Origin of the sequence: Streptomyces qinglanensis, from assembly GCF_900111245.1 — a bacterium.
In the GTDB taxonomy this organism is placed as follows: domain Bacteria; phylum Actinomycetota; class Actinomycetes; order Streptomycetales; family Streptomycetaceae; genus Streptomyces; species Streptomyces qinglanensis.
The window spans coordinates 261,966-284,633 of the sequence record NZ_FOGO01000008.1 but is presented as its reverse complement, the minus strand read 5'-3'; the positions used below and the strand labels follow the sequence as shown (position 1 = coordinate 284,633).

Annotated in this window: 17 protein-coding genes and 1 riboswitch; of the genes, 10 read left to right on the top strand and 7 right to left on the bottom strand. The window is 73.0% G+C overall.

Features of this window, described 5'->3' with window-relative positions; translation table 11 throughout:
* Positions 1–215 precede the first annotated feature (215 nt).
* Positions 216–566 carry a DUF3618 domain-containing protein gene (locus BMX65_RS18995; RefSeq protein ID WP_075001511.1) on the top strand — a complete coding sequence of 117 codons (351 nt, stop codon included), beginning with the start codon at positions 216–218 and terminating at the stop codon, positions 564–566.
* A 73-nt stretch (positions 567–639) separates the two neighbouring features.
* Entirely contained in the window at positions 640–942 is a 303-nt protein-coding gene (locus tag BMX65_RS18990) for a GroES family chaperonin (RefSeq protein WP_051271644.1), read from the top strand.
* Positions 943–991: 49 nt separating this feature from the next.
* Here the strand turns inward: BMX65_RS18990 and BMX65_RS18985 are convergent, their stop codons facing one another.
* Entirely contained in the window at positions 992–1,312 is a 321-nt protein-coding gene (locus BMX65_RS18985; RefSeq protein ID WP_075001510.1) for a DMT family transporter, read from the bottom strand.
* Between the two features lie 29 nt (positions 1,313–1,341).
* Positions 1,342–1,408: riboswitch (guanidine-III (ykkC-III) riboswitch) on the bottom strand.
* Between the two features lie 171 nt (positions 1,409–1,579).
* On the bottom strand, positions 1,580–4,504 hold the full coding sequence (locus BMX65_RS18980) for a transglycosylase domain-containing protein (protein ID WP_075001509.1): 2,925 nt from the start codon (positions 4,502–4,504) through the stop codon (positions 1,580–1,582).
* Between the two features lie 229 nt (positions 4,505–4,733).
* Between BMX65_RS18980 and BMX65_RS18975 the strand changes: the two genes are divergently transcribed.
* The 3 genes from BMX65_RS18975 to BMX65_RS18965 all read left to right on the top strand — a co-directional run bounded on the left by BMX65_RS18975 (position 4,734) and on the right by BMX65_RS18965 (position 7,514).
* The gene (locus BMX65_RS18975; RefSeq protein WP_075001508.1) at positions 4,734–5,540 is read left to right on the top strand and encodes an ABC transporter permease; all 807 of its coding nucleotides are present in this window, start codon (positions 4,734–4,736) and stop codon (positions 5,538–5,540) included.
* Positions 5,533–6,408 carry an ABC transporter permease gene (locus tag BMX65_RS18970; protein ID WP_075001507.1) on the top strand — a complete coding sequence of 292 codons (876 nt, stop codon included), beginning with the start codon at positions 5,533–5,535 and terminating at the stop codon, positions 6,406–6,408. The genes BMX65_RS18975 and BMX65_RS18970 overlap by 8 nt, the downstream gene beginning before the upstream one ends.
* A gap of 164 nt (positions 6,409–6,572) precedes the next feature.
* Positions 6,573–7,514 (top strand): ABC transporter ATP-binding protein, encoded by a 942-nt coding sequence (locus BMX65_RS18965; RefSeq protein ID WP_398759119.1) that lies wholly within the window; start codon positions 6,573–6,575, stop codon positions 7,512–7,514.
* A gap of 37 nt (positions 7,515–7,551) precedes the next feature.
* Here BMX65_RS18965 and BMX65_RS18960 read toward each other — a convergent pair whose 3' ends face one another.
* Complete coding sequence (locus tag BMX65_RS18960) at positions 7,552–8,850, bottom strand: SGNH/GDSL hydrolase family protein (RefSeq protein WP_075001506.1); 1,299 nt, start codon at positions 8,848–8,850, stop codon at positions 7,552–7,554.
* Between the two features lie 353 nt (positions 8,851–9,203).
* Here BMX65_RS18960 and BMX65_RS18955 point away from each other — a divergent pair, with 353 nt between their 5' ends.
* The 3 genes from BMX65_RS18955 to BMX65_RS18945 all read left to right on the top strand — a co-directional run bounded on the left by BMX65_RS18955 (position 9,204) and on the right by BMX65_RS18945 (position 13,669).
* Positions 9,204–10,658 carry a DUF445 domain-containing protein gene (locus BMX65_RS18955; protein ID WP_079171972.1) on the top strand — a complete coding sequence of 485 codons (1,455 nt, stop codon included), beginning with the start codon at positions 9,204–9,206 and terminating at the stop codon, positions 10,656–10,658.
* Between the two features lie 206 nt (positions 10,659–10,864).
* Positions 10,865–11,734 carry a fumarylacetoacetate hydrolase family protein gene (locus BMX65_RS18950; RefSeq protein WP_075001505.1) on the top strand — a complete coding sequence of 290 codons (870 nt, stop codon included), beginning with the start codon at positions 10,865–10,867 and terminating at the stop codon, positions 11,732–11,734.
* A 204-nt stretch (positions 11,735–11,938) separates the two neighbouring features.
* Positions 11,939–13,669 carry a protein kinase domain-containing protein gene (locus BMX65_RS18945; protein ID WP_162637620.1) on the top strand — a complete coding sequence of 577 codons (1,731 nt, stop codon included), beginning with the start codon at positions 11,939–11,941 and terminating at the stop codon, positions 13,667–13,669.
* 74 nt (positions 13,670–13,743) lie between these two features.
* On the opposite strand, the gene BMX65_RS18940 is transcribed toward BMX65_RS18945, so the two are convergent.
* A complete protein-coding gene (locus BMX65_RS18940; protein ID WP_075001503.1) occupies positions 13,744–14,820 on the bottom strand; it encodes a Gfo/Idh/MocA family protein in 1,077 nt (358 codons plus the stop codon).
* A gap of 225 nt (positions 14,821–15,045) precedes the next feature.
* On the opposite strand from BMX65_RS18940, the gene BMX65_RS18935 reads away from it, so the two are divergent.
* Both BMX65_RS18935 and BMX65_RS18930 read left to right on the top strand, forming a co-directional pair.
* Positions 15,046–15,825, top strand: coding sequence for an HAD-IIA family hydrolase (locus tag BMX65_RS18935; RefSeq protein ID WP_075001502.1), 780 nt, complete (start codon positions 15,046–15,048; stop codon positions 15,823–15,825).
* A 222-nt stretch (positions 15,826–16,047) separates the two neighbouring features.
* Positions 16,048–17,106, top strand: coding sequence for a glycoside hydrolase family 6 protein (locus tag BMX65_RS18930; protein WP_075001501.1), 1,059 nt, complete (start codon positions 16,048–16,050; stop codon positions 17,104–17,106).
* Between the two features lie 77 nt (positions 17,107–17,183).
* Here the strand turns inward: BMX65_RS18930 and glxA are convergent, their stop codons facing one another.
* The 3 genes from glxA to BMX65_RS18915 all read right to left on the bottom strand — a co-directional run bounded on the left by glxA (position 17,184) and on the right by BMX65_RS18915 (position 22,583).
* Positions 17,184–19,208: a radical copper oxidase GlxA gene (gene glxA, locus BMX65_RS18925; RefSeq protein ID WP_075001500.1), complete on the bottom strand. Its 2,025-nt coding sequence runs from the start codon at positions 19,206–19,208 to the stop codon at positions 17,184–17,186.
* Entirely contained in the window at positions 19,205–21,202 is a 1,998-nt protein-coding gene (locus BMX65_RS18920) for a glycosyltransferase family 2 protein (RefSeq protein ID WP_075001499.1), read from the bottom strand. Before BMX65_RS18920 ends, glxA begins: the two co-directional genes overlap by 4 nt.
* 250 nt (positions 21,203–21,452) lie before the next feature.
* Positions 21,453–22,583, bottom strand: a complete 1,131-nt coding sequence (locus BMX65_RS18915) for a winged helix DNA-binding domain-containing protein (protein ID WP_075001498.1) — start codon at positions 22,581–22,583, stop codon at positions 21,453–21,455.
* Positions 22,584–22,668 lie beyond the last annotated feature (85 nt).

Here is a 22,668-nt window from a genome sequence, read left to right as displayed (position 1 = left end):
GGGCTCCTTCGTCTCCTGTGGGTTTCCTCCGGCGGCCGCCGCGGTACTCACCTGCACATGCGGTGCGTCTCCGCGGTGGCGGCGGGGCCGACCCTGCCCGAGCGTAGCCGGAGGCCGCCGATCGGGGGTGCCGTGGGGCGGCGGCCCCGGCGAGCTGACAGGATGGCCGCTGACACACGGTAGGACGCAGGACTGACAGCGACGGAGGCAGCTCGGTGCCGGAAGCCAGGACCCCCGCGGACATCGAGGCGGACATCATCCGCAGGCGGCAGGAACTCGCCGTCGCGCTGGACGAGATCGCCGTACGCGTTCACCCGAAGACCATCGTCGGCGACGCCAAGGCGCGGGCCGCCGCCGCGGTGGACCGCACCGCGGGCCGTGCGTATGTGGTCGCCAACCGTGCGGTGTCCGACGTGCGGGCCCAGTTCGTCAGCGAGGACGGCGCCCCGCGGCTGGAGCGGGTCGTACCGGCCGCGGTGCTGACCGCCGTTCTGGTGGGGGGCGCCCTCACCCTCTCCTCGCGGCGCAGGCCCGGCGGGCGGCGGGCTCGCCGCCACCGCAAGTGAGGCGCTGAGATACGGTCTCCCGGTGAGCCCACAGACCTCCGCCTCCGCGCACGACGACAAGCTGCCGATCCGGATGCTGCACGACCGCGTGCTCGTCCGGACCGACACCGGCGAGGGCGAGCGCCGCTCCTCCGGCGGCATCGTGATCCCCGCCACCGCAGCAGTGGGACGCAAGCTGGACTGGGCCGAGGTCGTCGCCGTCGGCCAGCACGTGCGCACGGTGGAGCCCGGGGACCGGGTGCTCTACGACCCGGAGGACCGCGCCGAGGTCGAGGTGCGGGGAGTCGCCTACGTCCTGATGCGCGAACGCGATCTGCACGCCGTGGCCGCCGAACGCCTCCAGGACACCGACGACTCCACTGGTCTGTACCTCTAGGACCGCCGGTCTGTCCCTCCAGGGCCGCCGGGGCCGCCGTCGGCCCCGGTCAGTGGCCCGAGGTCGCCTTGAGGCCGACCACCGCCACCAGCAGCAGCGCGATGAAGAAGACGCGCGCCGCGGTCACCGGCTCGCCCAGCACCAGCATGCCCACGACGGCGGCGCCCGCCGCGCCGATGCCGACCCAGACGCCGTAGGCGGTACCGATCGGCAGGGTCTTCACGGCGAGGGCCAGCAGCACCATGCTGGTGGCGAACCCGGCGGCGGTCAGGACGCTGGGCCACAGCCGGGTGAAGCCCTCGGTGAAAGTGAGGCCGACCGCCCAGGCGACCTCGACGAGGCCGGCGACGACGAGCAGGATCCAGGCCATGACGGCACCTCCGTGAGTTCGACTGCGGGGGTGCGTCGTCTTTCCGGGCCCGGTACGGCGCGTCTCGTCGGGACCGGCCCGCGAACCGGACCGGTCCTGGAACCGTAGCAAACCGGGCGTCCCGGGGGCGGTGGCCCGGCTCACCCGCGGTGGCCGGCGGAGCGGCCGGGCACCGCGGCAACGGGTCACCGCCGTCCGTCACGGGGCGGCGGGCCCGGAGGCCGGTGCGCGGCGCGGCGCGCAAGAGCCCCTCCCGGGGGCGCCGTCTCAGAGGCCGCCGGGGTCTCCGGAGGCGCCGTCGCCCCCGGGGCCGCCGTTCCCGTTCCCGCCGACGATGCCGTCCCCGCCGCCGGGGTCGCCGCTGCCGCCGCTGTCGGCACCGCCGGTGGCCGGGGGGCTCTGGGGCGGGCTGGACGGCGGCCGGGAGGGCGGGGTCGACGGTGTCGACGGCCGGTCGCTCGGCTCCTCGGGCTGCGAGGGCTTGTCGCTCGGGCGGTCCGACGGCGCCTGGCTCGACGGGTCCGTGCTGAACGGCGGCCGGCTGGGCGACACGTTCCCCTTGCCTGCCGTGTCCAGGTCGAAGTCCTTGGCCGGGCGGCCCTCCAGGGCCTTCTTGGTGTAGGCGGCCCAGATCTGGGTCGGGAAGCCGCCGCCGTTGACCCGGGGCCGGCCGCCCGTTCCGTAGAGCGGTTCCTGGACGTTCGTCTTCGGGTTCTGCCCCATCACCGAGACGACGGTGGACAGGTCCGGGGTGTAGCCCGCGAACCAGGCCGCCTTGTCCTCCTCGGCGGTGCCGGTCTTGCCCGCGGCCGGGCGCCCCGCGGCCTGGGCCGCGGTACCGGTGCCGCCCTGGACGACGCTGCGCAGCGTGGCCGTCGTGGAGTCGGCGGCCTCCCGGGGGACGGCGTGCACGGGGTCGGGGTCGGGCAGGCTGATGACCTCACCGCCGCGGGTGGCCTTCTCCACCATGCTGTAGTGGCCGTGCTTGCCGTGGTTGGCCAGCGTGGCGTACGCCTCCGCCATGTCGAGCACCGAGGCCGTGGTGACGCCGAGCGCGATGGAGCCGTTCTCGTTCAGGTTGGGCGCGTCCTCGGGGATGCCCAGGTCGATCGCGGTCTCCTTGACGTTCTTGGGGCCGACGTCGATACCCATCTGGGCGAAGACGCTGTTGACCGACTTGTCCATCGCGGTCGAGACCGGGATCTTCCCGTAGGAGCGCTGGTCCTCGTTGGCGGGCGCGTATCCCGTACCGCGTCCGTCGCTCACCACCTCGCGCTTGTTGGTGCCGTCGTAGACGGTGTCGGCCCGGATGAGCCGGCCGTCCTGGGTGGTGGACCGGTTCTGGACGGCCGAGGTGAACAGGAACGGCTTGAACGTGGAGCCCACCTGGTAGTCCCGGCGGGTCGCGTTGTTCGTGTACTGCTTCGTGTAGCCGATGCCGCCGTACATCGCCACGACCTTGCCGCTCTTCGGGTCGACCGAGGCGCCGCCCGCGCGGACGTAGCTGTCGACCTTGCGGTTCTTCCGGTCCAGCTTCGCCATCAGCTCGTCGTCGACCGCGTCCCGCATGGCCTTCTGCTTCTTCGGCTGGAACGTGGTGGTGATCCGGAAGCCGCCGGCCGCCAGCCGCTGCTCGTCGATGATCTCGTTGCCGATCAGGTAGTTCTTGACCGCGTCCACGAGGTAGCCGCGCTCGCCGGACAGGTTCCGGGGCGGCTTGACCTTGTGCGGTTCGGGGAACTTCATGCCCGTGCGGTCGCTCTTGCTCAGCCAGCCCTCCTTGACCATGCCGTCCAGCACGTAGTTCCAGCGGGCGACGGCGCGGTCCTTGCTCTCCGGGTGGGCGCGGGTGTCGTAGGCGTTGGGCGAGTTGACCAGCGCGGCCAGGTAGGCGCCCTCGCCGGCGGTCAGCTCGCTGACGTCCTTGCCGTAGTAGGCGTGCGCGGCCGACTGGATGCCGTAGGCGTTCCGGCCGAAGTAGCTGGTGTTGAGGTAGCCCTGCAGGATGTCGTTCTTGCTGACCTCGTTGTCCAGCTTCAGCGCGATGAAGAACTCCTTGGCCTTGCGGGTGACCGTCTGGTCCTGGCTCAGGTAGTAGTTCTTCACGTACTGCTGGGTGATCGTCGAGCCGGACTGCCGCTCGCCGCCGGTGACCATGTTCCAGCCCGCGCGGGCCATCGCCTGCGGGTCGACGGCGGACTCGTGGTAGAAGTCGCGGTCCTCGGCGGCCAGCACCGCGTGCTGCGTCGTCTTCGGCACCTTGCCGAGAGTGACGTTCTCCCGGTTGACGTCGCCGTCCCGGGCGATCTGGCTGCCGTCCGCGTACAGGTAGACGTTGGTCTGCGCCGCGGCGGCGTCGTTCGGGGCGGGAATGCTCACCAGCAGGTACCCGGCCACGAGCGCGCCGGACACCGCCAGGACGACCAGCAGGAAGCCGCCCAGCACCATCCGCCAGGTGGGCAGCAGCCTGCGCCAGCCGGTACGGCGGCGCTTCTGCTTCTTCATGGCCTTCTTGGCCTTCTTGGCGGCCTTGCCCTGCTCCGCCTCGGGGGTGTTCGCCATGAGACTGCCGCTCTCCTCGGATGCGGGACCGTCCCCGGACGGGCCCTGCCCCAGGGGAACGGCGGCAGTCGCGGCCGGGTCGGCCGGTGACGGCGGTGCGGACTTCTCGGGCGGGTCGGACGCCTCCGCCGGGTCGGACCGCCCGTCCGGTGCGGACCGCCCGTCCGGTTCCGGCTCCCGGGGCGACGCGGGCGCCTCGGAGGTCGCGGGCTGTGCGGAGCGGGCGGACTGCTCGGCCGCGGATATGGAGCGCTCCGGCGCCCCGGCCGGCTCCTCGTCCGTGGCGCCCGGCTCCGCGCGCTGCGCGCCCGGCTTTCCGTCCGTGCTGCCCGGCTCCGCGCGCTGCGCGCCCGGCGTCTCCGCGGGTGCCTCCGGCTCCCCGTCCGGGGAGCCCGGCTGCTCGCCTCGCGCTTCCGGCTCCGGCGCCGCGGCATGCGGAGCGGTGCCCTCAGCGGGCTGCCCCGGGCGCGCGTCGGCCGCCGGGCGCTCCGGCGGGGTCCCCGCACTCCCCTCGGCAGCCGCGGCGCTCTCGGCCTCGGCCGGATCCGGCTGCTGCCGGGGGGTCTGTGCTGGCGGGCCGTCCGACTCCGGGCCCCGGCCGTCGGCGTCGCGGTTCGGCTCGTCACTCATGTCTGCAGGGACTCCTCGTCCAATGGCGGGCGATGCTCGTACGCCCCGTAGAACACTTTCGCACCCGCCGTACCGGAGAACGGCCGCGGGGCCGTAGCCCGGCCCGGTGGATATTCGATGGTCGTCCACCCAGCCCGTGGACTAGGCTCGACGGCTTCGTCCACGCGCGGTCACGCGCGGTGTTTCGCACGGCAGTGCTATGGAAGAGACGGTGGAGGGGCCAGAAAGGATGCATCTGCTCCGTCTCCATTTCGCCGTGGCCCTGAGCGGCTTCCGTCGCTATGCCACCTACCGCGTCGCCACGGCGGCCGGAGTCTTCACCAACACCGTCTTCGGCTTCATTCTCGCCTATACGTTCCTGGCCCTGTGGCACGAGCGCCCCCACCTCGGCGGATACGACCAGAGCCAGGCGCTGACCTTCGTCTGGACCGGGCAGGCGCTGCTGGCCGCCGCCGCGCTGATGGGCGGCGGTTTCCAGGACGAGTTCCAGGAGCGGATCAGGAACGGGGACGTCGCCATCGACCTCTACCGGCCGGTCGACCTGCAGACCTGGTGGCTCGCCGCCGACCTGGGGCGGGCCCTCTTCCAACTGCTCGGCCGCGGCGTGCTGCCGCTGGCGCTCGGCTCCCTCGTCTTCGATCTGGCGCTGCCCGCCTCTCCGGGGACGTGGCTGTGCTTCCTGGCCGCCGTGCTGCTGGCGATCGTGGTCAGCTTCGCGGTCCGCTACCTGTTCGCGCTGTGCGGGTTCTGGCTGCTGGACGCGACCGGGCTCGGCGCGCTGTCCGGGCTGCTGAGCGTCTTCTTCTCCGGGATGCTGCTGCCGCTGTCCGTCTTCCCGGGCGGATTCGGTGACACGGCGCGGCTGCTGCCGTGGTCGGCGATGCTCCAGGTGCCCGCCGACGTACTGCTGGGCACCCACCCCGGCGGCGCGGCGGCCGGGCTCGCCTTCCAGGCCGGGTGGGCGGTGGTGCTGCTGGCCGCGGGACGCCTCCTGCAGGCTGTCGCGACCCGCAAGGTGGTGGTCCAGGGTGGCTGAGGCCGACCGGCGGCCGCTCGTCGCCGGGCCCGACGGCGGGGCGTTCGGTGCCGTGCTGGGCCGCGCGATCTGGGCGGTGCGGGCCTACTGCTTCATCGCCGCGATGTGGGTGCGCTCGACGATGGCGTACCGCACCTCGTTCGCGATCATGCTGGCGGCCAACTTCGCGACGACCGCTCTCGACTTCGCCGCCATCATGATCATGTTCGGCCAGGTGGACGCGCTGGGCGGCTTCACGCTGCCCGAGGTCGCCTTCCTCTACGGCACCTCCGCCGTCGCCTTCGGCCTGTCGGACCTGCTGCTGGGTTCGGCGGAGCGGGTCGGCCGCCGGGTGCGCGACGGCACCATGGACGTGCTGCTGACCCGGCCGGTGCCCGTCCTCAGCCAGCTCGCCGCCGACCGGTTCGCGCTGCGCCGGCTGGGCCGGATCGTCCAGGGCTCCCTGGTGCTGGGCTGGGCGGTCTCCCGGCTGGAGCTGGAGTGGACCGCGGGCAGGGTCGCGCTGCTGGCCTCCATGGTGCTGTGCGGCACCGTCATCTTCGGCTGCGTGTTCGTCGTCGGCGGCGCCTTCCAGTTCTGGGCGCAGGACGCCTCCGAGGTGCAGAACGCCTTCACCTACGGCGGTACGACGCTGCTCCAGTACCCGCCCACCGTCTTCGGCCGGGAACTGGTGCGCGGCGTGACGTTCGTGGTGCCGCTGGCCTTCGTCAACTGGCTGCCGGCGCTGCGGGTGCTGGGCCGGGACGACCCCCTGGGCCTGCCGGACGGGCTCGACCTGGCGGCACCCGCCGTCGCGCTCCTGTGCTGCGCCGTGGCGGGTGCGGCGTGGCGGGCGGGGCTGCGTTCCTACCGCAGCACGGGAAGCTGACCGGGCCCCGGAACCCCCGGAGCCCCGGAGCATCGACGATCAGGAGGGACGCGAGAGCAGTGAGCGATGCGAGAGCCGTGGGTGACGAGGAGGACGCGAGCGGCCCGGACGGCGCGTGTGGCGTGGACACGGCGGGAGCCGCGGCTGACGCGGACGCCGGGTTCATCGACGTACGGGAGCTGACCAAGACGTTCACGGTGCGCCGCCGCAGTGGCCTGCTGCGCCGCACGGCCACCTCGGTACGGGCCGTGGACGGCATCTCCTTCGCGCTCCGCCGCGGGGAGATGGTCGGCTTCATCGGGCCCAACGGCGCCGGGAAGTCGACCACCATCAAGATGCTCACCGGCATCCTCACCCCTTCCACCGGCAGGCTGCGGGTCGCCGGGGTGGACCCGTGGCAGGAGCGCACCCGGCTGGTGCGGCGCATCGGCGTCGTCTTCGGACAGCGCACCACCCTGTGGTGGGACCTGCCGCTGCGCGACTCCTACGCGCTGGTCCGCCGGATGTACCGGATCCCGCGCGCCCGCTTCGAGGAGAACCTGGCGCGCTGTGTGGAACTCCTGGAACTGGGCGACCTGCTGGACGTGCCGGTCCGGCAGCTCTCGCTGGGCCAGCGGATGCGCGGCGACATCACCGCCGCGCTGCTGCACGACCCCGATGTGCTCTACCTGGACGAGCCCACCATCGGCCTGGACGTCGTCAGCAAGGCCCGGGTGCGCCGGTTCCTGACCACGCTCAACGCGGAGCTGGGCACCACCGTGCTGCTGACCACGCACGACCTGAGCGACATCGAGCACCTGTGCGAGCGGGTGGTGGTCATCGACCAGGGCCGCCTGCTGTACGACGGCTCGCTCGGCGGCCTCCAGGAGGCCGGCCGCGGCGAGCGCACCCTGGTCGTCGACCTGGAGTACGAGATGCCGCCGATAGCGGGCCTGGAGGGAGCCCGCACCGTGCGCACCGAGGGCCCGCGCCAGTGGCTGGCCTTTCCCGCCGCCGCCAGTGCCGCGCCGCTGGTCTCCCGGCTCGCGGCGGAGTACCCGCTGGTGGACCTCTCCCTCCGCGAACCGGCCATCGAGGACGTGATCGCGCGGATGTACGGGGGCTGACCCGGCTCTCTCCCGGCGGGCCGCCGCCCGCCGGCCCTCACAGCTTCGCGGGCCGCGACCCCTTCAGACCCTGCAGGTCCATCGCCTGGGCCATGGCCTGGTACCCGTTGTCGCTCGGGTGCAGATGGTCGCCCGAGTCGTACGCCGCGCGCAGCCGTTCGGGGTGGGCCGGGTCGCGCAGGGCCGCGTCGAAGTCGACCACGGCGTCGAACACCTTCCCCTTCCGGATCTCGGCGTTGACGCCCTGCCGTACGGCCTCCATGCGCGGGTTGTAGCCGCGGTGCCCGCCGAAGGGGGTGAGCGTGGCGCCGACGACCCGCAGCCCGCGGGTGTGCGCCTGGCGCACCAGGTCCCGCAGACCGTTCACGATCCGCTGCGGATCGCGCTGTCGCGGCGGCTTGATGATGTCGTTGAGCCCCATCTCGACGACGACGACCTTCAGCCCGGTACGGGAGAGCACGTCGCGGCTCATCCGCGTCAGCCCGCTCGGCCCGTTGTTGGGCGAGTACTTGCTGCCGTCGACCAGTACCCGGTTCCCGCTGATGCCCGCGTTCAGGACGCTCAGCCGGGGCGCGTCGCGCTCCGTGCGCAGCCGCTCGGCCAGGAAGTCGGTCCAGCGCCGGTTGGCGCCGGGGCTGGAGGTGATGCCGTCGGTGATCGAGTCGCCCAGCACCGCGACGGCGCCCTGCGTCTCGGAGCTCCACACGTCCACCCCGGTGAGATAACGCCAGTACGGGCTCTGCTGGTTGAAGGCCGTGCCCGAGGTGTCCTCGGCCCGGTCGCCCGTGGCCACATAGCTGGTCTGCCGTGCGTAGGGGTGGTAGGTGACCGGCCCGGAGGGGGTGGGGGAGTAGGTGGTGACCAGCAGGTCCGCCGCGTGCGGCACGTTCAGCCGCACCGCGTCGCTGGTCACCTCGCCGCCCGCCGGGATGGTGACCGAGGTCTTGTTGCCGAACCGGAGCCGGCGCATGCTGCCCGCCGCGGCCGTGGGGTTGCTGGGGGCCGCGGCCAGCGCGACGCTCGCGTGCGTGATGGTCAGCGGCCGGTTGCCGAACAGGTTGGAGAGCCGGACCCGGGCGCCCGTGCCGCCGACCGAGGTGTGCACGACGTTGCGGATCGACATGTGGGCGAAGCCGTCCCGGCTGCGCGGTTCGGCCGCGGCGGGCGCCGCCGACCAGGTGCCGACCCAGTTCCCGGAGGAGGCGGGTGCGGCCGAGTTGCGTGCCCGCGGCGAGTCCTGGCCCCGTCCGTTGTCCCGGTTGCCGGCGCCGATGAATATCGCGGTCGACACGAGGACCACGAGCGCCGCCAGTCCGGCGAGCAGGGCATAGCCCATGTTCCTGGTCACGCGCGCTCGTTCTCCTCGGGCTGCACGGAGCTCGCGGCTCCGGTCGGTCTGCGGTGCCATGATCCCACGATCGGGGTGCGGCGCCCTGCCGGGGGCCGTACGCCGGACGGGCCCTCGACGGCCGGCTCCCCCCGGCACCACTTGCTGGTTCCTGATGTTCTGCACTGCCGCCCACACAGACGCGGGAGAGCCTCGCTTCGTTCCACGCGCGGCCGGGAGAGGGAGAATGTCCCTCCCCGCACCGGGCGGTGATCCGGTGCGCGGACGGTACCGAGGGTTCCCCGGTGTTCCGCCGGTATGCGGGGCGTGGCCAGGGACGATCCAGGGGGAGGGCGGAGCGGATGGAGCGGGCGACCGAGGGCGAGCAGCCCGAACATGAGGAGGCCCACGTGAGAGCGATCACACGCGGCCGGCCCGCCGCGCGCGGCGCCTCGGGAACCGGGGACGCGGCGCTGGGCCACTCGGGTGGCGCTCCGCACGCTCCTGGCGCCCGGGGTGCCGCGGGCGCGCCGGGCCCGCGGGGGCCGGGCGGGGCCGCGGGACTCACTCCGGCCGACGAGGAGCGCCGCCGCGGGGTGCGGCGGATGAAGACCATCGCCACCGGGGCGCTGCTGCTGATGGCCGCGGTCTTCGCCGCGGCCACCTGGGCGGAGCACGCCGGAGCCGGCCCCTGGAGCGGCTATGTCGCGGCGGCCGCCGAGGCCGGGATGGTGGGCGCGCTCGCCGACTGGTTCGCGGTCACGGCGCTCTTCCGGCATCCGATGGGGCTGCCCATCCCGCACACCGCGATCATTCCGACCAAGAAGGACCAACTCGGCCGCAGCCTGGGCGACTTCGTGGGGGAGAACTTCCTCTCCGCCGACGTCGTGCGCGAGCGGCTGCACGCGGTCGGGATCAGCGGCCGGTTCGGCGCCTGGCTGGCCCGCCCCGAGCACGCCGACCGGGTGACGGCCGAGCTGGCCACCGCCCTGCGCGGGGCGCTCACCGTGCTGCGGGACGCGGACGTGCAGGCCGTCGTCAGCGAGGCGATCACCCGCCGCGCCACCGCCAAGGAGGTGGCGCCGGGGCTCGGCGCGATGCTGGAGCGGATCGTCGCGGACGGCGGCCACCGCCGCGTCGTCGACCTGGTGTGCACCCGGGCGGCCGAGTGGCTGCAGGAGCACGGCGACTCCGTGATGGGCGCGGTCGCGGGAGGCGCGCCCGGCTGGACGCCGAAGTTCGTGGACCGGCGGGTGGGCGAGCGGGTCTACCGCGAACTGCTGCGCTTCGTCACGGAGATGCGGGACATGCCCGACCATCCCGCGCGGGGCGCTGTCGACCGCTTCCTGCGGGACTTCGCCACCGATCTGCAGACCGACCCGGACACCCGCGCCCGGGTGGAACGGCTGAAGAACGAGACGCTGGCCCGTGCCGAGGTGCAGGACCTGATCGCCTCGGTGTGGGGTGCGGTGCGGGCGATGCTGGTGGCCGCCGCCGAGGACGAGCGCAGCGAACTGCGCGTCCGGGCCCGGGCGGCACTGCTGTCGCTGGGCGGCCGGCTGGCGGCCGACGACCGGCTGCGCTCCAAGGTGGACGGCTGGATCGAGGGTGCCGCCGCGCATCTGGTGACCACCTACCGGGACGAGATCACCTCGCTGATCTCGGAGACGGTCGCGAGCTGGGACGCCGAGCACACCTCACGGAAGATCGAGGCCCACATCGGCCGGGACCTGCAGTTCATCCGGATCAACGGCACGGTGGTCGGCTCGCTGGCCGGGCTGGCCATCCACACCGTGGCCCGGCTGGCGGGGGCGTAGGTCCGCGCCCTCTCCGGGGCGCGTCGTCCGTGCGGCGCGGAACGCGGGCTGCCGGGACACCAGCATGCCGAAATACCGGATTCGGTGCCACGAAACGCCAGGTTACTTCCGCATTACGGATGCTACGGTCCAGTACGTGAACTCTCTCTTGTGGTTCTGAACGCCCTCCTGGACGATCTGCTGATTCGCCTGGGAGGGAGAGCGACGTGAAACTGCTCCGCGTCGGACCTGCGGGAGCCGAGCGCCCCGCGCTGCTGGACGAGGACGGAACCCTGCGCGACCTGTCGGGGGTCGTCCCCGACATCGACCCCGAACTGCTCGCGGACCCCGCCGCGCTCGACCGGGTGCGCGCGGCGGCCGCCGCCGGGAAGCTGCCCGGAGCGGTGGCGGACACCGCGCCCGAGGGGCCGCGCATCGGGCCGCCGCTGGCCCGCATCGGCAAGATCGTGTGCATCGGGCTGAACTTCCACGACCACGCGCGGGAGACCGGCGCCCCGGTGCCGGAAGAGCCCATCGTCTTCATGAAGGCGCCCGACACGGTCGTCGGCCCGCACGACCCGGTGCTGATCCCGCGCGGCAGCCGGAAGACCGACTGGGAGGTCGAACTGGTCGTCGTCGTCGGCCGCACCGCCCGCTATCTGGAAACCGACCAGGAGGCGCTGGCCTGCGTCGCCGGGTACGCGGTCGGCAACGACGTGTCCGAACGCGCCTTCCAACTCGAACGCGGCGGGCAGTGGGACAAGGGCAAGAACTGCGAGACCTTCAACCCGCTGGGCCCCTGGCTGGTCACAGCCGACGAGGTACCCGACCCGCAGGCGCTGGCGATGCGCCTGTGGGTGAACGGCACGCTGCGCCAGGACGGCAGCACCGCCGACCAGATCTTCCCCGTCGCCGAAGTGCTGCGCCACCTCAGCCACTTCATGACGCTGCACCCCGGCGACATCGTCTCCACCGGTACCCCGGCGGGCGTCGCGATGGGGACGCCGGAGCCCAAGCCCTACCTGCGCGACGGCGACGTCGTCGAACTGGAGATCGCGGGCCTGGGCCGGCAGCGCCAGGTCATGACGTCGGCCTAGCCGCGCCGCGCCCGGGACGGCCCCGAGCCCCCCGGGGCCGTCCCGGGCGCCCGGATCGTGCGACCGCCCGGACCGTCCGGCCGGGACCGTCCGGACGCCCGGTCCGCGACCTGGTTGCGACCCGAACACGACCTCGTGCAGGGCCCGTTGCGTGAAATCATGCCCACGTCCGGAACGCAGGGCACGGGGGACGGGGGCAGGACAGTGACAGAGTCGTTCGGGATGGGTGTGTTCGCGCTCAGTGGTGAGCTGCGCCGACTCGGGCCCTACCGACTGCTGGGCCAGTTGGCCACCGGCGGTATGGGGGTGATCTACCTCGGCCGGCACCCCGGCACGGGCCGGATCGTCGCCGTCAAGACGCTGCTGGCCCCGGGCGGGGTGAGCGAGGAGGCCCGCAAGCGCTTCGGCCGCGAGACCAGGCTGGCCCGCCGCGTGCGGAGCACGTACACCGCCCGGGTGCTCGACTCCGACATCGCGGCCGAGCGGCCCTGGATGGCCATGGAGTACGTGCCGGCGCCCTCGCTCGAAGCACTCGTGGTGCAGCGGGGGCCGCTCGGGGACGAGGACGCGGTGCGCCGGATCGCCCCCGGCATCCTGCGGGCGCTCGCGGAGCTGCACGGCAAGGGCATCGTGCACCGGGACGTGAAGCCGCTCAACATCCTGCTGACCGCGAAGGGGCCGAGGGTCATCGACTTCGGCATCTCGCACGCAGGCGACCTCACCAGCACCCGGCTCACTCTCGGCACCATCGCCTTCGCCGCGCCGGAACAGGCCGAGGGGCAGCCCAGCACGTTCGCCTCCGACATCTACGCGCTCGGCGTCACCCTCCACTACGTGGCCTGCGGCCGGCTGCCGTACCCGGAGACCCAGGAGCCGCTGCAGCAGCTCAACCACGTACGGCGGGCGGCGATCGACCTCGACGGCCTGCCCGCGGGCCTCACCGGGGTGGTCGGCGACTGCCTCGCGGTGCGGCCCGAGGACCGGCCGACGGCCGAACAGCTCATCCGGCGCTTCGCCCGGCGAGGCTCCCGCGCCCTGCCGAGCGGCTGGACCTCGCTGATCGACCAGTACGCCGAAGAGGGCAGCCGCCTCCAGCGAGCCGCCGACCAGGCGGAGGCGGAGACCGTCACCCGCAGTTGGACCTCGGACGTTCCGGGGCACACCAGGCGCATGGCCGGGGAAGGGCGGTCCGGGGGCCGACGGCAGGCCGCAGGCGCGCGGGCGAACGAACCGGGGAACAACCGGCCGCCCACTCCCGGGCGCAACCAGAGCCCGGGCAGCGCCCCGATCAGGAACCCGGGCTCGGGCGGCTCGACACCGGGCCGCACCCTGGGGGGCATCGCCGCCGCCATCGGCGCCGTGGTCCTCGCGGCGCTGCTGCTGTCCGACCAGGACAAGCCCTCCGACGCGGACGCGCTCTCCGACGCGCGGCCCACCGTTTCCGCGAGCCGGCTGCTGACCGACCACGACGCGACGCCGGACCGCCTCACCTCCGGGACGACCGGTGGCACGGACCCCGCCGACACCAGTCCGACCCGCACGCCGACCTACAGCAGGCCGACCGACGACGACCCGCCGGAGACCGAAGCCGCCTCCCGTCCGACGGACAACGCTCCGGCTCCCGCACCCGAACCGACCTCCGCCCCGCCCCGGAACTACTACGGGGCCATCGCGGTGGGACATGACGGCAGCAACGGCAGGTCCTGGGACCACAGTTCCCGCAGCGCCGCCGAGCGGGGCGCGATGTCCCACTGTTCCGGCCCCGGCTGCAAGGTCCTCGTCTCCTTCGCCAACGGCTGCGGCGCAGTCGCCTACAACCCGAACAACCACCGCTACTGGGGCGGCCACGGCCGGACGCGAGCCGCAGCCGAGCAGGCGGCGCTGGGACGCGCGGGCGGCGGCCGCACGCTCGCCTGGGCGTGCACCCGGCACTGACGAACCGGGCGGCACAGCCGCTCCGCACCCTGCCCGCGGGGCCCCGACGGCCCGCCCGGCCCGCGGGTCGCGTCCTAGCCGCCCCGCGCGAAGGACCGCGCGGTCTCCAGCACCTGGAGGGCCGCGGCCGCCTCGTGGGCGGTCACCGGCGGCGGTGTGCCCTCGCGCAGCGCACCGGCGACCGCGTCGTAGAAGGCCGGGTAGTCGCCGTCCAGCGTCGGCACGGTGCGCAGGGCGCCGGGCGGGTCCTGTGCACCCAGCGTGCCCCAGGCGTCCTCCGGCTCCACCCCCCACGGCGCTCCCTCGACCGGGCGTCCACCCCCGCGCAGCGCGCTCTCCTGCGGATCGAGGCCGTACTTCACATACGCGGCCCGGCTGCCCAGCACCCGGAAGCGGGGCCCGAGCTGGGCCGCCGTGGCGCTCATCCACAGGTGGGAGCGGACGCCGCTCTCGTGGGTGATGGCGATGAAGGTGTCGTCGTCCGCCGCGGCGCCCGCCCGCCGCACGTCCGACTCCGCGTAGACGGAGGCGGCCGGACCGAAGAGGGTCAGTGCCTGGTCGACGACGTGGCTGCCCAGGTCGTAGAGCAGCCCGCCGACCTCCTCCGGGTCGCCCGACTCCCGCCAGCCGCCCTTGAGCCGGGGCCGCCAGCGCTCGAACCGCGACTCGAAGCGGAACACCTCGCCCAGCGCGTCCTCGGCCAGCAGCGAGCGCAGGGTGAGGAAGTCGTTGTCCCAGCGGCGGTTCTGGAACGGCGCCAGCAGCAGCCCCCGGGACTCGGCCTTCGCCGCCAGCTCGCGGGCCTCGGCACCGGTGGGTGCCAACGGCTTGTCCACCACGACCGGCAGTCCCGCGTCCAGGGCGCGGTGCGTCAGCGGCACATGGGTGCGGTTCGGGGTGGCGACCACCACCAGGTCGAGCCGGTCCGCGTCCGCGAACAGCTCGTCCGCCGAGGCGACCGTCCGCACCTCGCCGCCCGGAGCGCCCGCCTCCCGGGCGCGCTTGCGGCGCTCCGGGTCGGAGGTGACGACGGTGTCCAGCACGAGCCCCGGCGTGCCGGCGATCAGCGGGGCGTGAAAGACCGATCCGGCCAGCCCGAAGCCGAGCAGTCCGACGCGGAGCGGCGTGGCGGTGGTGTCCATGCGGTTCATGCCCCCACCCTCGCAAAGCCCGCGGCCCGGAGCACGCACCCGGCCGCCCGCTTCCGCGGCCCGCGGGCGCGCTCCGGCGCTTTCCGGCACCGGAGCGCCTGCGCCCCGGCTGACCTGCACCGGCCGCTGCCGCTACGCTGAGCGCGGCGGCCGGTTCCGTGCCTCGGCGTACCCGGGCACGCTCCTCCGCCGGCCGGACCACCACGACCTGGCAGGAGTCCATCCGTGGCAGAGCGCAAGCCCATCGAGTCCTGGCTCACCGATATGGACGGTGTGCTGATGCACGAGGGGATCCCCGTCCCCGGCGCCGACTCGTTCATCAAGCGGCTCAGGGAGTCGGGGCGGCCGTTCCTGGTGCTCACCAACAACTCGATGTACACACCCCGGGACCTGCACGCCCGGCTGGCCCGCATCGGGCTGACCGTGCCGACGGAGAACATCTGGACCTCCGCGCTGGCCACCGCGCAGTTCCTGGACGACCAGCGTCCCGGAGGCACCGCCTACGTCATAGGGGAGGCCGGGCTGACGACGGCCCTGCACGACATCGGCTACGTCCTCTCCGACGCCGACCCGGACTACGTCGTCCTGGGCGAGACCCGCACCTACAGCTTCGAGGCGCTGACCCGGGCCATCCGGCTGATCAACGACGGCGCCCGCTTCATCGCCACCAACCCCGACGAGACCGGCCCCTCCGCGGAGGGCGCGCTGCCCGCCACCGGGTCGGTCGCCGCGCTGATCACCAAGGCCACCGGCCAGCACCCCTACTTCGTGGGCAAGCCCAATCCGCTGATGATGCGCGCCGGTCTCAACGCGATCGGCGCCCACTCCGAGACCAGCGCCATGATCGGCGACCGGATGGACACCGACGTCCGCGCCGGGATGGAGGCCGGGCTGGAGACCTTCCTGGTGCTGACCGGGCTGACCCGGCCCGACGAGGTGGAGCGCTACCCCTACCGCCCCTCCAGCGTCGTCGACTCCATCGCGGACCTCGTCGACCGGATCTGACCGCCGGCCGTCCGGCTGCCGCACGCACCGTCGCGCCGCGGGGCAGCCGCCCGGCTCCCGCGCCCGCGGAGCGGTCCCGCCCAGGTGCCGGAGCACGGCCGTGCGAGGCGTCTTCTGTGACACGATGGGCCGACGCTGCGGCCGGTCCGCGGCCCGCCTCGCGGCGGTTCGCGGCGGTTCGGCGACCCGGCCGACGCCCGCAGCACAGCCGAGGGGGAGTGGATGCACGGCAGCGCCCGGACTCGCGCGCGCGCCCGAGGGGCCGCGGGGAGCACACTGGCGGGAGCCCTGCTGCTGGCCGGTTGTTCCGCGCCGGACGCCCAGGACGGCGCCGGCCCCGGGGCGGGTTCCGAGGTGCGGCAGCGCCCCAGGTCCGTCGTCCCCTACTGGGTCGACCCGCGGGGGAACGCCGCGCGGCAGGCCCGCACCGACGCCGCGGACGGCGACTCCGCGCGGGCCCGCGAGCTGCGGAAGATCGCCGGGCAGCCGGTGGCCGACTGGCTCGGCCCCGACGACCCGCGCGGTCATGCGGCCCGCGTCACCGAGTCCGCCACCGCAGCGGACCGGGAGGCGCTGCTGGTCCTCTACAACGTGCCGCACCGCGACTGCGGGCAGTACAGCAAGGGCGGAGCCGAGAGCGCCGCGGCGTACCGCGGGTGGCTGGACGAGGTCGCGAAGGGCATCGGCAGCCGGGCCGCCACGGTGATCGTGGAACCGGACGCCCTCGCGCACACCGTGTCGGGCGCGTGCGCCGCACCGAAGCTGCGCGCGGAGCGCTATCGGCTGCTGGCCGACGCCGTCGCCCGGCTCAAGCGGCTGCCCTCCACGACGGTCTATCTGGACGCCGGCAACCCGGACTGGGTGCGCGACCCGGGGGCGCTGGCCGAGCCCCTCACCCGTGCCGGGATCGACAAGGCCGACGGCTTCGCGCTGAACGTCTCCAACTTCCAGACCACCGCCTCCAACGTCGCCCACGGCAAGCGGCTGTCGGCGAAGGTCGGGGGCAAGCACTTCGTCGTGGACACCAGCCGGAACGGCAACGGGCCGCTGCACGGCGGCGAGGAGAGCTGGTGCAACCCGCCCGGACGGGCCCTGGGCGAAGCGCCCACCACCCGGACGGGGCACGACCTGGTGGACGCCTACCTGTGGATCAAGCGCCCGGGGGAGTCGGACGGCGAGTGCCGCGGCGGCCCGAAGGCCGGTACCTGGTGGCCGGAGTACGCCCTGGAGCTGGCCCGCAACGCCGACGGGCAGGACGGGCAGGACGGGCAGCGGTCGTAGGCGGGTCGTAGGCGGCCGGCGCTCCGCGGTCCCGGGGGAGTGCCGCGGGGGCGCGGAGCCGACCGGGCGGCAGGGGTCTACTCCGGGTCGCCCGTGGTCACCGTGGTGTGCGAGGCGTCCGGGTCGATGCCCACCTTCACCCACTGGGCCTTGGAGGGCACGCCCTCCGCGTCCACCCCGAAGACCATCCACCAGCCGGGGGTGACCAGCGACGGGTCGTCCGGGATGGTCGTGGTCACCTTTCCGTCCCGGGACGTGTTCATCTTCAGGGCCACCGACGACTGCTCCACGTTCGTCACGTGGGTGAACGAACCGGGCCGCACCATCCGCAGCCGCTTGAAGGAGGCCGCGTCCTTGCTGCGGAAGGAGACGCGGTCGCCCGGCGCGAGGTTCTCGGCGGCGTCCGCGTCGGCAGTGCGCAACTGCGGCTGCTCCTTGCCCTGGTGCAGATAGGGCGGGGTGTAGATCTCGATGCGCTGGTCGAATTCGCCCGGCTTGGTGTTGGCCTTGTCCGCGTACAGCGAGTCCGAGCCGAAGGTCATCACCCGGCCGTCCGGCAGCAGCAGCCCGCCGGAGTGGTAGTTGCGGCCGACCAGCGGGGCGGCGGCCTCCTTGAACTTGTTGGTCTTCGGGTTGTAGATCGCGGCCTTCAGCACGTTGCTGTCGCTCTTGCCCCGGTACCGGCCCGAACCGTTCGTGGTCAGCACGGTGTCGTTCGGCAGGATCACGCTGCTGGGGTAGCGGACCTTGTCGTAGAGGTCGGGCCCGTCGCGGAACCGCGGGGTGTCGGACGAGAGGTCCACGATCCGCGTCTTGTCCGTCGTCCTGTCCGACTCGCCGACGCCGCCCCCGCCCTCGACGATGAACTTCCGCGACTGGGTGGGAGGCAGCGGTACGGACATCGCCGTCTCCAGCACGTCCGGGTCGCTCATGCCGGGGATCTCGGTGAACTTGTTGGTCTCCAGGTTCCAGATGCCGGGCGTGCGGCCCTTGTCGGCCGGGCCGTAGCCGGCGGTGGTGCCGCTGAAGAAGACCCGGTTCTGGCCGACCAGGTGCAGCCCCGGGTAGGTGGGGAAGAACCGCGTCTTGGGCAGGTAGTGCCACTTCTTCGTCTTCGGGTCGAAGATCTCGTTCTTGCCGGGGACGACCTGGCCGATGTCGTCCAGCCCGGAGACGGTCAGCACCCTGCCGTCCTGGAGGGTGAGCTGGGTGGGGTACCAGCGGGCCTCGTTCATCGGGTCGACCGTGATGTAGCGCTCGGCCACCGGGTCGAACTCGTAGGCGTCCTTGATGCCTTGGAAGTCCTTCTTGTCGAAGGACATCTTCTGGGCCACTCCGTAGACGTTCCGCTTCCAGGCCCCCTCCAGGCCGTGCACCCGGTACTGGTCCTCGGTGCCGGTCTGGTACTTCCGGCCCTTCTTCGCCGCCTCGGCGTAGACCCGGGTGACGCTGTGGACGGTCTCGACCTTCCCGGTCTCCGGGTCCTTCCGCTTCTTGGCCCGCGGGAGGAGCACGGTGTGCTGGGCGACGAAGGTCTTGCCGCTCTTCCGGCCCGTGAAGCGGGTGCCCTTCTTGATCGTCTTCCCGCTGTCGGGGTTCTCGTTGTAGAGGAACATCAGCCCACCGGCCTTCTCCACGTCGCCCTCCAGCGTCTCGTACCGCTGAGTGCCGCCCGCGACCAGGAGCTTGCCGTCGGGGAGCTGGTTGTGCCCCGAGCAGAACAGGTCGTTGGGGGTGGGGATGTTCTTGAAGGTGTTGCGCACCGGGTCCCACAGGACCGTGCGGAAGCTCTTGGCCTTGAAGTTCTTCGCATCGTTGCCCGAGCCCGCCACCAGCAGCACCTTGCCGGTGTGCAGCAGCGCCGCGTGGATCGTGTTGATCCGGAACTTCTCGGGGATGTCGACGATCTGCCAGTGGCCCTTCGCGGCCTTGTACTCGGGCTGGTTGATCTCGTAGTCGTGGTACTTGGCCGAGGCGAAGCTGTAGAGCGCCGGCCCGTTGAACCCGGCGACGAGCAGCACGACGGCCGTGCCGATGGCTATGCGCCGGGCCCGCCGCTTCCCGGCGCCCGCGGCGCGGCGGCGGCTCCGTCGGTTCGTCATCGTTCCTGTCCCCCAAGCGCGGTGCGGTGCGGATGCTGGTCGTAGGTGGGCGTGGGCGCGGAAGCGGTCTCAGGATCCGCGGTCCGGGTTCCGGAGGCGTGCCGGCGGGCCCTGCGCGCCCTGCGGCGCTTCTCGGTGCGGACGGTCGACCGCCAGCCGACGATCGGTGCCGCCGTGATGAGCAGCGCGAGCGCGGCCCAGGTGAGCATCGCCGGGTGGTCGTGCCCCAGGAAGAGGGAGCCGACGAGGGAGCCCCCGAAGACGGCGATGAAGAACAGGTGCACCCGGAACGTGCCGAACAGCGTGTCGGGGCTGGCCGAGTCGCCCTTCGGCGTGACCACGAACTTGCTCTTGCGGCGCAGCACCGTGTCGAAGAGGGAGCGTGCGTAGATCGGCGCGGACAGCGCGGACATCAGCATCCCGGCCAGCCCGCCGGAGCCCTCCGGCTCGTGCGGGGAGACGTTGTGCCGCCGGTTCCAGATGTAGAGCCCGATCTGCAGCGCGGTGGCGTTGCCGTACAGCGCCATCCAGATGGCGGGGTCGATCTGCACACCGGAGGCGCCCAGGCCCAGGAAGAGGGCGCAGGAGAGCGCGGCCAGGATCCAGTTCAGCGCCGAGGCCGGGTAGAACAGCATCAGCAGCGTGTAGTTGAACATCTTGCCCGGCGGCATGCTGCCCAGGCCGCGCCAGTACTGCTTGAGGATCGTCTCGTAGGTGCCGCGGGACCAGCGGAGCTGCTGGGTGAAGAAGTCCGTCCAGGCGTTGGGGCCCTCGCCGACGGCGAGCACGTCCGGGGTGTAGACGGAGCGCCAGGTGTTGCCGGTGGCCGGGTTGCGGTGGCGGTGCATCTCGAAGCCGGTGGCCATGTCCTCCGTGATGGAGTCGTAGAGACCGCCGACGGCCTTGAGGGCCCGGATGCGGACGGCGTTGCTGGTGCCGACGAACATCGGCGACCGGTAGCGGTTGCCGGCGCGCTGGATGAGCGCGTGGAAGAGGAACTGCTGGCTCTCGGCGGCCTTGGTGACGAAGTTGTCGTAGTTGCCGTAGACCTGCGGGCCGATGACGAAGCCGACGTCCGGGTCACGGAAGTAGCCCAGCATCCGCTCCAGGTAGTTGGGCAGCGGAACGTGGTCGGTGTCGACCCCGGCGAAGAAGTCGTAGTCGTCGCCGTGCGCGTCGAGCCAGGCGTTGTAGTTGCCGTGCTTGGTCTTGGCACGGAAGGCACCCTTGGCGGTGTTCCACCGCGGGGTGCCCTTGCGGGAGAAGTGGTGCACTCTCAGTCGGCGGCAGACCTCCTTGACCTCCGGGTCGTCGCCCTCGTCGAGCAGCCAGACGTGCAGGGTGCCGCGGTGCCGCACCCGCATGGCCGCCTCCAGGGTCCTGGTGACCATCCCGATCGGCTCCTTGCCGGGCACGAACGAGGTGAGGAAGGCGACGCGGGTACCGGCCTCGGGCACCACGGGTATCGGGTCCCGGGCCACCAGGGTGGCGTGCGCGTTGGAGAGGACGTTGAGGGTGCGGAACAGTTCGATCAGCCCGATCGAGACGAGCATGACCACATCGAGCTTGAGGACGAGATCGGAGACCTCGCCCTGGTCGCGGCGCGTCCAGTGGTCCGGCTGCATCAGCCAGACCAGGAGCGCGGCCGACAGCAGCGGTGCCAGGCACAGCAGGAACCCGGCGCGGAACCGGTGCGGTTCGTCGGCCAGCAGGCTGCGGTAGCGCACCCGGTGGGGCACGGCCGGATCGGGTTGCCGCAGTGGACCCGCCAGTCGGCTGTAGTGCTCGTAGTCGTAGCGGGGCGCGGCACGCTCCCAGGGGTGCGGAGAGGGCCGGCGCGCGCGGGTCCGGGACGGTGCGGGCGCGTGCTGCGCCGCGGGGTCCCCGGTCCGGGCGGCCGGCCGGGGTATGCGCAGTTGCGCCGTGCGCGTCGGATCCTGGTCGTCGTGCTCCGGCGGCTGCGGATGCCGGGCGCCCTCGGGTGGCGTGCTCATGTGTCGTTCCCCCGCACGCCCCGGCAGGGGCGTGCTCTCGTGCCGATGCCGCGCCCTGGCCCCCGCCCCGCGGCGCGCGGTGTCGCTCGGTCTCCGTGTCTCCGTGTCCCCGTGCACGGTACGGACCGCTCGATGAATGCACGTCAGGTTCTACAACTCGGCACACGAACGCAAGGGCGGCACGGGCGGTTTCGTGCCGTTGGGGTGTTATGGGGCCACCGAATGTGACGGAAGCGTCATCGATCCGTGGTCATCGTGGGGAGGTGGCGCCGGGCAGGGCAGGGGCGGTGAAGGTGACCGTGTGCGGGCCCGGGCGGCCGTCGGTGGCGAACGCCAGCAGCCGCTGCCCCTCCTCGGTCAGCGCCTGCTCCGCCTCCTCGTCCAGGTGCTCGAAGGGGGTGAGCGTGAGGCGGGCGGCCTTGCGCGAGGTGTCCGCCTTCCACATGCCCCGCACCCGGCCGTCCACCAGGAAGGCGGCGGGCACCTGCCCGTTCCGGCTGGCCATGGCGCGGCGGGCGGGCTCGTCCAGCAGGCGGGAGCGGTCGGCGTGCGAGAGGACGATGTTGTCGTATTCGGCCAGGAAGCGGACCGGCAGCGGCAGTTCGGGATCGGGCCGCGGCGCGTCGGGCAGGTCGAACAGCTCCCGGCCCGCCTCGTCCCGGAAGGCCCGCAGTTGCGGCCGCAGCCGCTCCAGCACCTCGCCGAGCCGGGTCAGTCCGGACCAGGTCTGCGCGTCCCGCGCGGAGGCCGGGCCGAAGGCGCCGAGGTAGCGCAGCACCATCGTCTCCACACCGGGTTCGGCGGCCGGCGGCCGCCCCAGCCACCGCTCGACGGTGTCCAGCACCGGCTGTCCGGAACGCCCCCACAGCCCGCGCGGCGGCAACTGCACCAGCGGCAGCAGATAGCGGGCCGTCATCCACAGCGGGCGGGCCTCCAGGTGGGGCCAGCGCTCCTGGAGCCGGCTGCCCAGCTCGCTGCCGGTCAGCGGGCGCTTGGCGAGCAGCTCCCGGGCGGCCTCCGCCACCTGCCAGGGGTCCTCGCCGCCGAGCTGTTTGGCGAAGTTCGTGCGTACCGCGCTCTCGTGCAGCGGCTGGGTGAGCGCCCGCAACTCCAGCGCGTCGCGGTCGCTGACCAGGTGGACGGTGCCGCGCATGGTGCTCAGCCGGACCAGCCCGCGGCCCTCCAGTTGCAGCGACAGTTCCTGCGGGTCGAAGTCCGCCAGCCTGCTCCACAGGGCGAAGTACGGCGGTCTGGGCGCCTGGGCCTGGATGCCGACCAGGTGCTCGACGGCGTCGCGCACCGGCATCCGGGCGCGTTCGACCAGGAGTTGGCGTGCGAGGAGGGCGCGGCTCAGGGCCGGCCGCGTCAGGAGAGCGGGCATGGCGTCGAGTCTCGCCGATGGCGCGGCGCCGCGCCACGCAGTGCGGGACGCGGCGCGCCCGGAGACCCAACGCGGGGGAACGAAC

What these genes read in the sequence shown, in the direction of transcription:
- BMX65_RS18990 (WP_051271644.1), top strand. Translation starts at nt 640, where the DNA reads ATGCTGCACGACCGCGTGCTCGTCCGGACCGACACCGGCGAGGGCGAG.
- BMX65_RS18985 (WP_075001510.1), bottom strand. Translation starts at nt 1,312, where the DNA reads ATGGCCTGGATCCTGCTCGTCGTCGCCGGCCTCGTCGAGGTCGCCTGG.
- BMX65_RS18980 (WP_075001509.1), bottom strand. Translation starts at nt 4,504, where the DNA reads ATGAGTGACGAGCCGAACCGCGACGCCGACGGCCGGGGCCCGGAGTCG.
- BMX65_RS18975 (WP_075001508.1), top strand. Translation starts at nt 4,734, where the DNA reads ATGCATCTGCTCCGTCTCCATTTCGCCGTGGCCCTGAGCGGCTTCCGT.
- BMX65_RS18960 (WP_075001506.1), bottom strand. Translation starts at nt 8,850, where the DNA reads ATGGGCTATGCCCTGCTCGCCGGACTGGCGGCGCTCGTGGTCCTCGTG.
- BMX65_RS18955 (WP_079171972.1), top strand. Translation starts at nt 9,204, where the DNA reads ATGGAGCGGGCGACCGAGGGCGAGCAGCCCGAACATGAGGAGGCCCAC.
- BMX65_RS18940 (WP_075001503.1), bottom strand. Translation starts at nt 14,820, where the DNA reads ATGAACCGCATGGACACCACCGCCACGCCGCTCCGCGTCGGACTGCTC.
- BMX65_RS18930 (WP_075001501.1), top strand. Translation starts at nt 16,048, where the DNA reads ATGCACGGCAGCGCCCGGACTCGCGCGCGCGCCCGAGGGGCCGCGGGG.
- glxA (WP_075001500.1), bottom strand. Translation starts at nt 19,208, where the DNA reads ATGACGAACCGACGGAGCCGCCGCCGCGCCGCGGGCGCCGGGAAGCGG.
- BMX65_RS18920 (WP_075001499.1), bottom strand. Translation starts at nt 21,202, where the DNA reads ATGAGCACGCCACCCGAGGGCGCCCGGCATCCGCAGCCGCCGGAGCAC.
- BMX65_RS18915 (WP_075001498.1), bottom strand. Translation starts at nt 22,583, where the DNA reads ATGCCCGCTCTCCTGACGCGGCCGGCCCTGAGCCGCGCCCTCCTCGCA.